Origin of the sequence: Saccharopolyspora flava, from assembly GCF_900116135.1 — a bacterium.
GTDB lineage: Bacteria > Actinomycetota > Actinomycetes > Mycobacteriales > Pseudonocardiaceae > Saccharopolyspora > Saccharopolyspora flava.
Genome location: NZ_FOZX01000006.1, coordinates 90,823 through 104,367, shown reverse-complemented (window position 1 = coordinate 104,367; position 13,545 = coordinate 90,823). Strand labels below are relative to the sequence as shown.

At 69.6% G+C, this 13,545-nt stretch carries 13 protein-coding genes, 2 tRNA genes and 1 pseudogene; 13 read left to right on the top strand and 3 right to left on the bottom strand.

The genetic code is table 11. The annotated features are described in order from the left end of the window. Positions 1–123: 123 nt before the first annotated feature. The 8 genes and pseudogenes from recF (at position 124) to BM424_RS18385 (ending at position 8,379) form a co-directional block, all read left to right on the top strand. Positions 124–1,311, top strand: coding sequence for a DNA replication/repair protein RecF (gene recF / locus BM424_RS18415; RefSeq protein WP_093419569.1), 1,188 nt, complete (start codon positions 124–126; stop codon positions 1,309–1,311). Between the two features lie 82 nt (positions 1,312–1,393). Continuing rightward, positions 1,394–1,993, top strand: coding sequence for a DciA family protein (locus BM424_RS18410; protein WP_425442029.1), 600 nt, complete (start codon positions 1,394–1,396; stop codon positions 1,991–1,993). A gap of 378 nt (positions 1,994–2,371) precedes the next feature. Then, positions 2,372–4,342 carry a DNA topoisomerase (ATP-hydrolyzing) subunit B gene (gene gyrB, locus BM424_RS18405; RefSeq protein ID WP_093419566.1) on the top strand — a complete coding sequence of 657 codons (1,971 nt, stop codon included), beginning with the start codon at positions 2,372–2,374 and terminating at the stop codon, positions 4,340–4,342. A 49-nt stretch (positions 4,343–4,391) separates the two neighbouring features. Then, entirely contained in the window at positions 4,392–6,887 is a 2,496-nt protein-coding gene (gyrA, locus tag BM424_RS18400) for a DNA gyrase subunit A (RefSeq protein ID WP_093419564.1), read from the top strand. A gap of 84 nt (positions 6,888–6,971) precedes the next feature. Further along, positions 6,972–7,880, top strand: coding sequence for a DUF3566 domain-containing protein (locus BM424_RS18395; RefSeq protein WP_093419561.1), 909 nt, complete (start codon positions 6,972–6,974; stop codon positions 7,878–7,880). A gap of 127 nt (positions 7,881–8,007) precedes the next feature. Further along, positions 8,008–8,081 (top strand) — tRNA-Ile (locus BM424_RS18390). 72 nt (positions 8,082–8,153) lie between these two features. Then, a pseudogene (locus BM424_RS29230) lies at positions 8,154–8,261 on the top strand (DLW-39 family protein); the annotation flags it as partial. A gap of 45 nt (positions 8,262–8,306) precedes the next feature. Beyond that, a tRNA-Ala gene (locus BM424_RS18385) sits at positions 8,307–8,379 on the top strand. A gap of 165 nt (positions 8,380–8,544) precedes the next feature. Here BM424_RS18385 and BM424_RS18380 read toward each other — a convergent pair. Further along, on the bottom strand, positions 8,545–9,117 hold the full coding sequence (locus BM424_RS18380; RefSeq protein WP_175548156.1) for a hypothetical protein: 573 nt from the start codon (positions 9,115–9,117) through the stop codon (positions 8,545–8,547). Between the two features lie 209 nt (positions 9,118–9,326). Between BM424_RS18380 and BM424_RS18375 the strand changes: the two genes are divergently transcribed. Continuing rightward, positions 9,327–9,839, top strand: a complete 513-nt coding sequence (locus BM424_RS18375; protein ID WP_093419559.1) for a peptidylprolyl isomerase — start codon at positions 9,327–9,329, stop codon at positions 9,837–9,839. 27 nt (positions 9,840–9,866) lie between these two features. Beyond that, positions 9,867–10,784: a rhomboid family intramembrane serine protease gene (locus tag BM424_RS18370; protein ID WP_093419556.1), complete on the top strand. Its 918-nt coding sequence runs from the start codon at positions 9,867–9,869 to the stop codon at positions 10,782–10,784. Between the two features lie 7 nt (positions 10,785–10,791). Here the strand turns inward: BM424_RS18370 and BM424_RS18365 are convergent, their stop codons facing one another. Both BM424_RS18365 and crgA read right to left on the bottom strand, forming a co-directional pair. Then, the gene (locus BM424_RS18365) at positions 10,792–11,190 is read right to left on the bottom strand and encodes a PH domain-containing protein (protein ID WP_245775950.1); all 399 of its coding nucleotides are present in this window, start codon (positions 11,188–11,190) and stop codon (positions 10,792–10,794) included. Between the two features lie 242 nt (positions 11,191–11,432). Beyond that, positions 11,433–11,699 (bottom strand): cell division protein CrgA, encoded by a 267-nt coding sequence (crgA, locus tag BM424_RS18360; protein WP_093419552.1) that lies wholly within the window; start codon positions 11,697–11,699, stop codon positions 11,433–11,435. Between the two features lie 163 nt (positions 11,700–11,862). On the opposite strand from crgA, the gene BM424_RS18355 reads away from it, so the two are divergent. The 3 genes from BM424_RS18355 to BM424_RS18345 are packed head-to-tail and all read left to right on the top strand — an operon-like array spanning position 11,863 to position 13,520. Continuing rightward, a complete protein-coding gene (locus BM424_RS18355) occupies positions 11,863–12,687 on the top strand; it encodes a class E sortase (protein ID WP_245775949.1) in 825 nt (274 codons plus the stop codon). Then, positions 12,687–12,842, top strand: a complete 156-nt coding sequence (locus tag BM424_RS28920; protein WP_093419550.1) for a hypothetical protein — start codon at positions 12,687–12,689, stop codon at positions 12,840–12,842. The genes BM424_RS18355 and BM424_RS28920 overlap by 1 nt, the downstream gene beginning before the upstream one ends. Positions 12,843–12,881: 39 nt before the next feature. Beyond that, on the top strand, positions 12,882–13,520 hold the full coding sequence (locus BM424_RS18345; protein ID WP_093419547.1) for an aminodeoxychorismate/anthranilate synthase component II: 639 nt from the start codon (positions 12,882–12,884) through the stop codon (positions 13,518–13,520). Positions 13,521–13,545: the final 25 nt, after the last annotated feature.

Genomic DNA, 13,545 nt, shown 5'->3' with positions numbered 1-13,545 from the left:
CGGACACCGGTGTCCGGCACGGTCCGGACACCGCCTCGGGCCCGGACCGCGGACGGTGCCGGACGGCGTGACCGCGCGTCCCGGCAGGAACCTGCCCGGCAAGAACAACTAAGTTGGATCGTCGTGTACGTGCGCCATCTGCAGGTGAACGACTTCCGGTCGTGGCCGCTGGCCGACCTCGAGCTCGAACCCGGGGTCACCGTGCTGGTCGGCTCGAACGGTCAGGGCAAGACGAACCTCGTCGAGGCGGTCGGCTACGTCGCCACGCTCGGCTCGCACCGGGTCTCCAACGACGCGCCGCTGGTCCGCTACGGGGCGGGCCGCGCGGTGGTGCGGGCCGCGGTGGTCAACCACGGCCGGGAGCTGCTGGTCGAGCTGGAGATCACCCCGGGCAAGGCCAACCGCGCCCGGATCAACCGGGGCGCGGCGGGCAAGCCGCGCGACGTGCTGGGAATCCTGCGGACCGTGCTGTTCGCACCGGAGGACCTGGCGATCGTGCGCGGCGACCCGGGTGAGCGCCGCCGGTTCATGGACGACCTGCTGGTCGCGCGGGCGCCGCGCTACGCGGGCATCCGCTCCGACTACGAGCGGGTGCTCAAGCAGCGCAGCGCGCTGCTGAAGTCGGCGGGCGCCGCGCGCCGGGGCGGGGGCAAAGCGGATCTGAGCACCTTGGCGGTCTGGGACGGTCACCTCGCGCGCTTCGGCGCCGAGCTGCTGGCCGGCCGGTTGTCGCTGGTCTCGGCGCTGGCGCCGCACGTGACCGCGGCGTACGCGAACGTCGCCGCGACCGACGAGGCGAGCACGCCCTCCGGGCGGGTCGCCGACCTGCGGTATCGCAGCAGCCTGGGGGAGTCGTTGCCGGAGCGCTACGGCGTTCCCGGCGGACCGGAGATCCCGTGGGACGAGGCGGTGCCGGAGCTGGAGGCGGCGCTGCTCGCCGAGCTGGAGCGGGTGCGGCCGCAGGAGATCGAGCGCGGCGTGTCGCTGGTCGGCCCGCACCGGGACGACCTGGACCTGCTGCTCGGCGAGCTGCCCGCGAAGGGCTACGCCAGCCACGGCGAATCGTGGTCGTTCGTGCTGGCGTTGCGGCTGGCTTCTTACCACCTGCTCACCGAGGATGGCGCGGAACCGGTGTTGATCCTGGACGACGTGTTCGCCGAGCTGGACCGGCGCAGGCGCTCCCGGCTCGCCGAGCTGGTCTCGGGGGCCGAGCAGGTGCTGGTGACGGCCGCGGTCGGCGAGGACGTGCCGCCGGAGCTCTCCGGTACCCGATTCGATGTCCGGGAAGGTGAGGTGCACCGTGCCGCCTGACGGAAACGGACGAAAAACTACACGCAGAGTGACCGCGACCACGGAGTCATCCGTGGAACTACCCACATCTGGGGATAACCCTGTGGATGGTGTGGATAACTCGAAGGCTCCTCGCGGCTCCGACGGCGCCTCCCTGCCCGGAGCGGAAACCGCAGGTCAGAGCGTTGACGGCAGCGAGCTCGCCGGACCGGACCTGGCCCGCGCGGCGCTGCAGGCGGCCCGCGAGCAGTCCGCGGCCAAGCGCAAGGCCAGGGTCGCCGCGGGCAAGACGGGCAAGCTGCGCACCGCTCGCCGGCGTCGCGGCTGGACCGGGGCCGGGCCCGACGAGCGGGACCCGCAGCCGCTGGGCAGGCTCGCCGCCCGCATCGCCAAGGACCAGGGCTGGACCGAGCACCTCTCCGGCGGGCAGGTCTTCGCGCGGTGGAACTCGCTGGTCGGCGAGGAGATCGCCGAGCACACCAAGCCGGTTCAGCTCAAGGAGGGCGAGCTGACCGTGCAGGCGCAGTCCACGGCCTGGGCCACCCAGCTGCGGCTGCTGCAGCGGCAGATCCTCAAGCGGATCAGCGACGGCGTCGGGCGCGACGTGGTCAAGCGGATCAAGGTGCAGGGACCAGCGGCGCCGAGCTGGCGACACGGCCCGCGGCACATCTCCGGGCGCGGCCCGCGAGACACCTACGGCTAGTAATCTCCGCGCTGCGGGGTGTCGGGAGGCCTCGGAGCGCAGGTGGGGATCGTCGGGCGGCCGATCGCCGCAGAGAATTCCGAGCGGGTGTTCACGGCTCTCCGATGGTGGATAGATCCGAGTTCTCGACTCTGTGAGCAAGCTAGGGGCGTCCTTGCCCCACTTCTGCGGCGGGGGACCAGTAGAATCAAGGTGGGTGTGACCCGACGCGCTCCCCGGTCGCTAGTGGCGAGGGGCCCGGACCGGGCCGCGCCGGGGTGCGGCGCCGGCAGCCGAGTCGCCCCGAAGTGGTCGTAGAGGTGCGCCGGAGCCGGTAACCAGGCCGGCATCGACCGATCACCGTGACAGCACAGTCGGCTTGAGGAGAAATCGAGGCCCGTGGCACCGAAGAAGAGCGAATACAACGCTTCATCCATCACCGTTCTTGAGGGCCTGGAGGCCGTCCGCAAGCGTCCCGGCATGTACATCGGTTCGACCGGTGAACGCGGTCTGCACCACCTGGTGTGGGAGGTCGTGGACAACTCGGTCGACGAGGCGATGGCCGGGTACGCGAGCAAGGTCGAGGTCACCCTGCTCGCCGACGGCGGCGTCCGGGTCACCGACGACGGCCGAGGCATTCCGGTCGACATCCACCCGGTGGAGAAGAAGCCGACCCTGGAGGTCGTGCTGACCGTGCTGCACGCGGGCGGCAAGTTCGGTGGCGACTCCTACGCCGTCTCCGGTGGTCTGCACGGCGTCGGCGTGTCGGTGGTCAACGCGCTGTCGACCGTCCTCGAGGCCGAGATCCACCGCGACGGGCACGTGTGGCGCCAGCGCTACGAGGACTCCAAGCCCGTCGCCGACGTGGAGAAGGGCGAGAAGACCTCCAAGACCGGCACCAGCATCACCTTCTGGGCCGACCCAACGATCTTCGAGACCACCACCTACAACGCCGAGACGGTCTCCCGGCGGCTGCAGGAGATGGCGTTCCTGAACAAGGGGCTGACCATCTCGCTGCGCGACGAGCGGGTGGAGGAGTCCGCGGAGGGCGAGGACGCCGAGGGCACCCAGGCCAGGGCCAAGGAGCGGACCTTCCACTACCCGGGCGGCCTGGAGGACTTCGTCAAGCACATCAACGCGACGAAGGAGCCGATCCACAAGAAGGTCGTCGCCTTCAACGCCTCCGGCAAGGGGCACGAGCTGGAGGTCGCGCTGCAGTGGAACTCCGGCTTCAACCAGTCGGTGTACACCTTCGCGAACACGATCAACACGCACGAGGGCGGTACCCACGAGGAGGGCTTCCGGTCCGCGCTGACCCGCGTGGTCAACGCATACGCCAAGGACAAGAAGCTGCTCAAGGACAAGGACGGCAGCCTCACCGGCGATGACGTCCGCGAGGGCCTGGCCGCGATCGTGTCGGTGAAGGTCTCCGAGCCGCAGTTCGAGGGCCAGACCAAGACCAAGCTGGGCAACACCGAGGTCAAGTCGTTCGTGCAGACCACGGCGTTCGAGTGGCTGACCGACTGGTTCGAGCGCAACCCGGCCGACGCGAAGACGATCGTGAACAAGGCGGTCTCCTCGGCGCAGGCCCGGGTCGCGGCGCGCAAGGCCAAGGAGCTGGTCCGGCGCAAGAGCGCGATGGACATCGGCGGCCTGCCGGGCAAGCTCAAGGACTGCCAGTCCAACCAGCCCGACGAGTGCGAGCTCTACATCGTCGAGGGCGACTCGGCGGGCGGCTCGGCCAAGGAAGGCCGCGAGTCGCGGTTCCAGGCGATCCTGCCGCTGCGAGGCAAGATCATCAACGTCGAGAAGTCGCGGATCGACAAGGTCCTCAAGAACAACGAGGTCCAGGCGATCATCACCGCCCTGGGCACCGGCATCCACGACGAGTTCGACCTGTCCAAGCTGCGGTACCACAAGATCGTGCTGATGGCCGACGCCGACGTCGACGGCCAGCACATCCGGACGCTGCTGCTGACCCTGCTGTTCCGCTTCATGCGCCCGCTGATCGAGAACGGCCACGTGTTCCTCGCGCAGCCGCCGCTGTACAAGATCAAGTGGCCGCGCTCGGAACCGGAGTACGCCTACAGCGACAAGGAGCGCGACGCGCTGCTGGAGCGCGGCGCCGCCGAGGGTCGCAAGCTGCCCAAGGACGACGGCATCCAGCGCTACAAGGGTCTCGGCGAGATGAACGCCGACGAGCTCTGGGAAACCACGATGAACCCCGAGTCCCGGTTGCTGCTGCAGGTGTCGCTGGACGACGCGGCCACCGCGGACGAGCTGTTCAGCGTGCTGATGGGCGAGGACGTCGAGGCGCGCCGCTCGTTCATCACCCGCAACGCCAAGGACGCCGGCTTCCTGGACGTGTGAGCCGCGCGCAGGTCAGCCACCGAACTCTCCGAATCAGCAAGGGAAGAGCATGACGGACATCCTGCCGCCGGAACATGGCCGGGTCGAGCCGGTCGAACTCCAGCAGGAGATGCAGAACTCCTACATCAACTACGCGATGAGCGTGATCGTCGCGCGCGCCCTGCCGGACGTGCGCGACGGTCTCAAGCCGGTGCACCGGCGCGTGCTCTACGCGATGTACGACTCGGGCTTCCGCCCGGACCGCGGGTACGTGAAGTGCTCCCGCGTCGTCGGCGACGTGATGGGCAACTACCACCCGCACGGTGACTCGGCGATCTACGACACCCTGGTCCGCCTGGCCCAGCCGTGGTCGATGCGCCACCCGCTCATCGACGGCCAGGGCAACTTCGGCTCCCCGGGCAACGACCCGGCCGCCGCCATGCGGTACACCGAGTCGCGCTTGGCGCCGTTGGCGATGCACATGCTCGCCGACATCGAAGAGGACACCGTCGACTTCTCCGACAACTACGACGGGCGCACCCAGGAGCCCGACGTGCTGCCGTCGCGGTTCCCGAACCTGCTGGTCAACGGCGGTGGCGGCATCGCGGTCGGCATGGCGACCAACATCCCGCCGCACAACCTGCGCGAGGTCGCCGACGGCGTCGTGTGGGCGCTGGAGAACCCCGAGGCCGACGACGAGCAGCTCCTCGAAGCGATGATGGAGCGGATCAAGGGCCCGGACTTCCCGACCCGCGGCCTGGTGCTGGGCACCAACGCGATCGCCGACGCCTACCGGACCGGCCGCGGCTCCATCAAGATGCGGGCCGTCGTCGACGTGGAGGAGGACAGCAAGGGGCGGACCACGCTGGTCATCACCGAGCTGCCCTACCAGGTTAACCCGGACAACCTCATCGAGAACATCGCGGGGATGCACCGGGAAGGCAAGATCACCGGCATCTCCGACATCGCCGACGAGTCCAACAGCCGGCGCGGCATGCGGATCGTGATCACCCTCAAGCGGGACGCGATCCCGAAGGTGGTCCTCAACAACCTCTACAAGCACACCCAGCTGCAGACGACCTTCGGCGTCAACATGCTGGCGCTGGTCGACGGCGTGCCGCGCACGCTGCGGCTCGACCAGGTGATCCGGTACTACGTCAAGCACCAGATCGAGGTCATCGTCCGCCGGACCCGGTTCCGGCTGCGCAAGGCCGAGGAGCGGGCCCACATCCTGCGCGGTCTGGTCAAGGCGCTGGACATGCTCGACGAGGTCATCGCGCTGATCCGCCGCTCGCCGACGGTCGACGACGCGCGCACCGGCCTGATCGAGCTGCTCGACGTCGACGAGATCCAGGCCAACGCGATCCTGGAGATGCAGCTGCGCCGCCTGGCCGCCCTGGAGCGCCAGAAGATCATCGACCAGCTGGCCGAGATCGAGCGGGAGATCGAGGACCTCAAGGACATCCTCGACAAGCCCGAGCGGCAGCGGCAGATCATCCGCGACGAGCTGATGGAGATCGTCGACAAGTACGGCGACGACCGCCGCACGAAGATCGTCCCGTTCGAGGGCGAGGTCTCGATGGAGGACCTCATCGCCGACGAGGACGTGGTCGTCACGATCACCCGCACCGGCTACGCCAAGCGGACCCGCACCGACCTGTACCGGGCGCAGAAGCGCGGCGGCAAGGGGGTGCAGGGCGCGGCGCTGAAGCAGGACGACATCGTGTCGCACTTCTTCGTCTGCTCCACGCACGACTGGATCCTGTTCTTCACGAACAAGGGCCGGGTCTACCGCGCGAAGGCCTACGAGCTGCCGGAGGCCAACCGGACCGCGCGCGGTCAGCACGTGGCCAACCTGCTGGCGTTCCAGCCGGACGAGCAGATCGCCCAGGTCATGCAGATCAAGGACTACACCGCGGCGCCGTACCTGGTGCTGGCGACCAAGAACGGTCTGGTCAAGAAGTCCCGTTTGACGGACTTCGATTCCAACCGATCGGGTGGTCTTATCGGCGTGAACCTGAAGGACGAGGACGAACTCGTCGGCGCCGTGCTGTGCTCGGCGGACGACGACCTGCTGCTGGTGTCGGCGGAAGGCCAGTCGATCCGGTTCCACGCGTCCGACGAGGCGCTCCGGCCGATGGGCCGGGCCACCTCGGGCGTGCTGGGCATGCGCTTCAACGAGGGCGACGAGCTGCTCGCGATGGGTGTGTGCCGCGATGACCGGTACGTCCTGGTCGCCACCGCGGGCGGTTACGCGAAGCGGACGCCCATCGAGGACTACCCGGTCCAGGGGCGTGGCGGAAAGGGCGTGCTGACCCTCCAGTACGACCGCAAACGTGGGAGGCTTGTGGGGGCGCAGATCGTCGAGCTGGAGGACGAGCTCTACGCCATCACCTCGTCCGGCGGGGTCATCCGCACCACCGCCAAGGAGGTGCGCAAGGCCGGTCGGCAGACCAAGGGCGTTCGCCTGATGAACCTCGACGAGGGGACGACCCTGCTGGCGGTGGCGCGCAACGCCGACGAGGCAGCGGATCCGGACGCCGCACCGGAGCCCAAGCAGGCGTGAGGCCCGCGGGCCGCGCTGAAGAACTGAACAGGCCGTGGTACGCCACGGGGCACACCGACGCCGACGATCACCGAAGGATCGCTCGTGACTAGTTCCGAGAAGCCGGAGTCCTCGGACCCGCAGCAGGATGCGGGCCGGGCCTCGGCCAGCACCCAAACAGTCGACGACAAGACCCGGGAAGTCGACGAGAAGACGACCGGTTCTGAGGCTGGGGCCTCTGCGAACGGGACCGAGGAGTCCGGCTCGACCACCGAGTCGTCCGCTGGGGCGAGCGCCGAGTCGGCCGCAGAGTCGACCACCGAGTCGGCCGGGGCCGACGAGCTCGACGGCACCGACGCGCCGCCGCCGTGGCAGCGCGGCGCGGCCGCCTCGGACGGTTCCGAGCGCGAGTCGAGCAGCCTCTCGGGTTCGCTGGCGGCGGGTGCCCTCGGCGGCACCGCCGGCGCGGCCGCGTCCAACGGCGACGTGGACGACACGCAGACGATCCCGAAGGCGGTCTCCGACCAGGAGACCGTCCGCACGCAGATCCCGCAGGCCTCGCGCACCCAGGTGTCCTACACCGGTGCCGGGGCGGCCGCGGGAAGCCAGCAGCGCAGCGCGGCCGGCACCTCCGCGCGGCGCCCCAGCCGGGGTCCGCGCCGGGCGAGCCTGCAGGTCAAGCGGCTCGATCCGTGGTCGGTGCTGAAGCTGGCCCTGGTGCTCAGCGTCGCGCTGTTCTTCGTGTGGATGATCGCCGTCGCGGTGCTCTACGGCGTGCTCGACGGCATGGGCGTCTGGGACCAGCTCAACGGCACCTTCACCGAGCTCACCCAGCCCGACGACGCGGTCAACGAGCCGCTGATCAGCGCGGGCAGGGTCTTCGGCGTCGCCTCGATCATCGGTGCGATCAACATCGTCCTGATCACCGCGCTGGCGACGGTGGCCGCGTTCATCTACAACGTGGCGGCCGACTTCGCCGGCGGCATCGAGATCACGCTGTCCGAGCGCGAGTGACACGCTGACCGCGCCGCGGCGGCGTTTTCCGAGGTCGGAGAGCGCCGCCGCGGCCCGGGCAGGACGAGGTGACCCCCGGTGACACGGGCCGGAACCCGTCCTGTAATGTTTGCAGCACAACGAACGAGGGCCTATAGCTCAGGCGGTTAGAGCGCTTCGCTGATAACGAAGAGGTCGAAGGTTCAAGTCCTTCTAGGCCCACTCGGGAAGTTCTTCCCTTTTCTCTCAGACTCGAACATCACTGGCATGGATGCCAGGTAGGAGGCGACCGGAATGAAGAAGCTGCTCGCACTCGCCGCAGTTGCCGGAGTCGTGCTGTTCGTGGTTCGTCGCAACAAGGCCGCGAAGGCCGAGGCCGACCTCTGGCGCGAGGCCACCGCCGAGGCCTGATCCTCAGGCCGGGGGCCCTGACCTCCGCCGCCATTGGGGGACGTAGCTCAATTGGCAGAGCACCGCCTTTGCAAGGCGGGGGTTAGGGGTTCGATTCCCCTCGTCTCCACGTAGCGATTGAAACGCCCCGCACAACGCGGGGCGTTTTCGCTTTTGGTGGCCGGGTTTCTCGTCGCGTGGTGCCACTGATTTCTCAGCAGCCAGTGGAGGCACTCACTATTAATGCTGAGCATGGAAAAGCCGGGCCGTCTGGCCCGGCTTCTCGTCGTTCAGGTCAGCGGGTCGGTGGCGTTGACCTGGGGGTTTCCGCCTTGTCGCGGTGGCCGTCGGTCGTCGCGGGCGCGCTGTCGGCCGGTGCCCGGTGGCGGGCCTGCGGGGCGCCCGGGGTGTGGGCGTCCCAGGGCTCGTCCTCCGCGGTGGCCAGTGGGAGCTCCTGCGGACGCCGGGTGAGCGCGACGGCCGCGGCGGCCGCGCCCAGGAGCATCAGGACCAGCAGCGCCCACGGCCAGCGGCGGCGCTTCTTGGCCGGGGCCGGATCGATCCGGGCCGCGAGCTTCTTGCGGGACTCCTTGGTGCGCTTCTCCCACTCCGCGCGGGCCTGCTTGGCCTGCTTGGCGAGCTCCTTGCGGGACTTGCCGGTGGCGCGCTGAGCGATCAGCTCCTGCAGCTCCTCGGTCGAGTAGCCGCGCCGGGAGAGCTCCTGCTCCGCCCGCGCCGCCGCCTGCTTGGACAGCGCCGCGCCGGTCTCACCTGCGCTCTTCGCGCCGTGGCGGGCCTGCTTGATGCCGGTACCGACCGCCTTGCCCACGGTCTCGCCGGCCCTGGCCATCGCCTTCACTTCATCCATCGCCTGTTGACCTCCTCGGCCTGGCTGCTTTCCACCAGTCGGGTTTCCCGGGATGAGCACGCGCCAATCGCCCACCCGGCCTCGCGACTGCGGGAAAGCCGGGTAAAGGGCGCGGACCCGCCCATACTGCACCCAGACACCGCAATCGGCCCGCTCGATGGCAGGATGGTCGGGTGGCTGAAGACAACGGATCGCTCGTTGGGACGAAGTTGACCGCGACCCTGCACACCTCGCAGGGCGACATCCGGATCAACCTGTTCCCCGACCAGGCGCCCAAGACCGTGAAGAACTTCGTGGGCCTCGCCGAGGGGACCCAGGAATACACGGAGCCGAACGCCAAGGGCGAACGCTCCGGGCCGTTCTACGACGGCGTGATCTTCCACCGGGTCATCGAAGGCTTCATGATCCAGACCGGTGACCCGACGGGCACCGGCCGCGGTGGCCCCGGATACCAGTTCGCGGACGAGTTCCACCCGGAACTGCAGTTCACCAAGCCCTACCTGCTCGCGATGGCGAACGCCGGGCCGAACACCAACGGCTCGCAGTTCTTCGTGACCGTGGCGGCGACGTCCTGGCTGAACTACAAGCACACCATCTTCGGCGAGGTCGCGGACCAGGCGTCGCGCGAGGTCGTCGACACGATCGCCGGCACCGCGACCGGTCGCAACGACCGCCCGGTCAACGACATCGTCATCGAGAAGGTTTCGATCGAGCGCGGCTGACACCGCCCGGGAAAGCAGGTCTCACCCGTGACTGTGCCACCCGGAACGACGCCCGGACCGGACGGGGCGCCGCCGCAGTTACCGACGTGCGTGCGGCACCCCGACCGGCCGACCGGCCTGCGTTGCACCCGGTGCGAACGCCCGGCCTGCCCGGAGTGCCTGCGCGACGCCTCCGTCGGCCAGCAGTGCGTCGACTGCGTCCGCGAGGCGGGCGCGACCGTGCGGCGACCGGTGACGGTCGCCGGTGCGCGGCTGCGCGACAAGCCGCTCCTGGTGCCGCTGCTGATCGCGCTGAACGTCGCCGCCTACGTGGCGACCGCCGTCCAGGCGGGCAACTTCGGCGCGAACTTCCACTCGAACCTGTTCATCGACTACGCCCTGGTGCCGATCACGGTGGCGGGCGGTCAGTGGTGGCGGCTGGTCACCTCGGGCTTCCTGCACATCGGCGTGGTGCACCTGGTGATGAACATGCTCGCGCTGTGGGTGATCGGGCGGGACTTGGAGCTGCTGCTCGGTCGCGCGCGGTTCGCCGCGGTCTACGGGTTGTCGCTGCTCGGCGGCAGCACCGCGGTGTTCCTGCTGGGCGCGGGTGACAGCCCGGTGGCCGGTGCGTCGGGTGCGGTGTACGGGCTGATGGGCGGCATCGCGGTCGCCGCGCTGCGGCTCAAGGTGAGCCTGCGGCCGGTGGTGACCGTGATCGCGCTGAACATCGTGGCCAGCGTGCTCATCCCGGGCATCTCGCTGCTCGGGCACATCGGCGGGCTGCTCCTCGGCGCCGCGTCGACGGCCGCGCTGGTCTACGCGCCGCGCCGGCGCCGCGACCTGGTCCAGGCCGGTGCGCTGGTCGGGTTGCTGGTGCTGCTGGTCGTGGTCCTGTTCGTCCGCGACACCGGCTACGGCGACCTGTCCTGCTTCGGCTCCGGCTACGAGGTGGTCTGCGGCTGACGCGGCCTCAGCGGCGGAGCGCGTGCAGCGCGTCGGCCGCCGCGTAGGGGTCTTCGCCCAGGTCGAGGCGGGTGAGGACGGTGAGGTCCGGGTCCGCGTCGAGCTCCAGGCTGGTGCCGGTCAGGCCGAGCCTGCGGGTCTCCCGGACGCGGATGGTGACCCGGTCCCACGCGAAGTGCCTGCGCCCGGTCAGCGTGCGCACCGTGATGCCGGTGGCGTCGGCCTGCAGCCGGGGCCGGCAGAGCGTGCCGAACAGCGACGCGGCCAGCAGCGCGACCGCCAGGACTCCGGCGAAGAGCCGGTCGGGTGGTCTGGTGGCGAGGAAAGCCCAGGTCAGCGCGCCCGCGGCGAGCACCCAGCCGCAGCCGACCAGCGCCGCCGGGGGTGCCCAGCGCTTCGCGTCCACCGTTATCCACCCGCTATCGACGAGTTATCCACAGGACTTATCCCCACTGGGGACTAGTTACACACGTGTGTTTCGCTGACCGTCTGTCAAGACGGCGATGGGATGAGTGAGCTCCGAAGGAGTTCACCCCTTCGGAGCTCGTGCACGAAGCGTCGTCGCGCTCCGGACTCGAATTGCGCACCCCGCCCACCGGCCTTATGGCGCGGTCGAGGGCGGGGATCACCGCAGGTCAGCGGACCGGTTCAGCGCCACCGCATGGTCATCAGCAGGCCGACGATCATGAACGCGAAGCCCACGGCGAAATTCCACCCGCCCAGGTCGCTCATGAAACCGATCTTGTCGCCCGCGATGTAGTTGACGACCAGCCAGAGCAACCCGATGATCATCAGGCCGAGCATGACGGCGACGTAGATCGGGTGCGACGGGCCGACGGCCTTCGCCTTCACCGGCGTGCGGCGATCGACAGCCGGGTTGGAGTCGTCCTTCTTGCGGACCTTGGACTTCGGCATGTGGTGTCCTCGCCAGGTGATGCGGCACCGCCGTCCCGCGACATCACCCGATCCAGGGGCGGCGGAACGGCTCCTCTTCCACCTACCACGTTAACGTAATCACAGCGCTGATCGAGCACCCCTCGCAAAGCCGTGACCGGAGAGGAACGTCGTGGTTTCGTCCGTGCAGAGCCCGCCCCAGTCGCCTCCGCCGCCGAAGGGCAACCGGGTGCGCGCGGTGATCCGGGTCCTCGGCGAGCTGATGATCACCGCCGGCCTGGTCCTGCTGCTGTTCGTGTTCTACGTGGTGTACGTGACGGACCTGTTCACCGCGCGGGACCAGGCGAGCGCGACCGGCCGGATGCACGACCGGTGGCAGGCCCAGCAGCTGCACCCGATCGCCGAGCCACCGCCGCCCGCGCACGGGGCCGGGTTCGCGCAGCTCTACCTGCCGGAGTTCGGGCCGGACTTCGACTTCACCGTGCTGGAGGGCACCGACCTCAAGACCCTCGCGCGCGGTCCCGGGCACTACACCGGCACGGCGTGGCCGGGGGAGCAGGGCAACTTCGCGGTCGCCGGGCACCGGATCGGTCGCGGCGCGCCGTTCAACGACCTGGACAAGCTGCCCTCGTGCGCGCCGATCGTGGTGGAGACCGCGACCCACTGGTACGTCTACCGGGTGCTGCCGATGGGCGACGAGGTCGCGGGCTGGAACGGGCACGGCGGCGACCCGCGGTGCCGGGGCGTGGCGCCGATCCCCGCGCCCTACGACCAAGTCGTCGGCAGGCACATCGTCAAGCCCGCGCAGGGCGAGGTGATCCACCCGGTCCCGGGCCTGGACCCGGCGGCCTTCCCGCGCGAGCAGCTCACCCGGCTGATCACGCTGACCACCTGCAACCCGGAGTTCTCCGCCCGCGAGCGGATGATCATCCACGGCGTCCTCACCAAGCAGTACCCCAAGGTCGCCGAGCACCCCGACCTGCGGCCCCCGGAACTGGAGGAGCGCTGATGTACGCGTGGATCTGGCGGCACCTGCCCGGCCCGTTCCCGGCCAAGGCGCTGATCGCGCTGGTGCTCGTCGCGGCGGTGGTCGCGCTGCTGCTGTTCGTGGTGTTCCCCTGGGCCGAGCCGCTGCTGCCGTTCAACGACGTCACCACCGGTTGACCGGGTAAATCCCTTGGCGGGACCGCGTACCCTGACGGGGTGCGTGTTCTGGTGGTCGACAACTACGACAGCTTCGTCTACAACCTGGTGCAGTACCTCGCGCAGCTCGGCGCCGAGTGCGTGGTGCGCCGCAACGACGCCGTCACCGACGACGACGTGGCCGCGGCCGACGGGGTGTTGCTCAGCCCCGGTCCGGGCACGCCGGACCGTGCGGGCCGGACGATGGAGCTCATCCAGCGCTGCGCCGCCGAGCGCAAGCCCGCCTTCGGCGTGTGCCTCGGGCACCAGGCCATCGGCGCGGTGTGGGGCGGTTCGGTGGAGCGCGCGCCCGAGCTGCTGCACGGCAAGACCAGCGAGATCGAGCACTCCGGGACCGGCGTGTTCGCCGGGCTGCCGCAGCCGTTCATCGCGACCCGCTACCACTCGCTGATCGTGCTGTCCGACACGATCCCGGACGACTTCGAGGTCACCGCCCGCACCGACTCCGGCATCGTGATGGGCATGCGCCACCGCGAGCTGCCGATCGAGGGCGTGCAGTTCCACCCCGAGTCGGTGCTCACCGACGGCGGCCACCGGATGCTCGCCAACTGGATGGCCTCGGCGGGCCACCCGGTCCCGGATCACGTCGTCGACCGGCTCGAAGCCGACATGCGCAAGGTCGCGGCCGCCGCGCGCTGACCCACCCGAACAGAAGAGAGGGGCG

Coding starts and splice junctions, on each gene's coding strand:
- BM424_RS28920 (WP_093419550.1), top strand. CDS start 12,687: ATGTACGCGTGGATCTGGCGGCACCTGCCCGGCCCGTTCCCGGCCAAG.
- crgA (WP_093419552.1), bottom strand. CDS start 11,699: ATGCCGAAGTCCAAGGTCCGCAAGAAGGACGACTCCAACCCGGCTGTC.
- BM424_RS18380 (WP_175548156.1), bottom strand. CDS start 9,117: ATGGATGAAGTGAAGGCGATGGCCAGGGCCGGCGAGACCGTGGGCAAG.
- gyrA (WP_093419564.1), top strand. CDS start 4,392: ATGACGGACATCCTGCCGCCGGAACATGGCCGGGTCGAGCCGGTCGAA.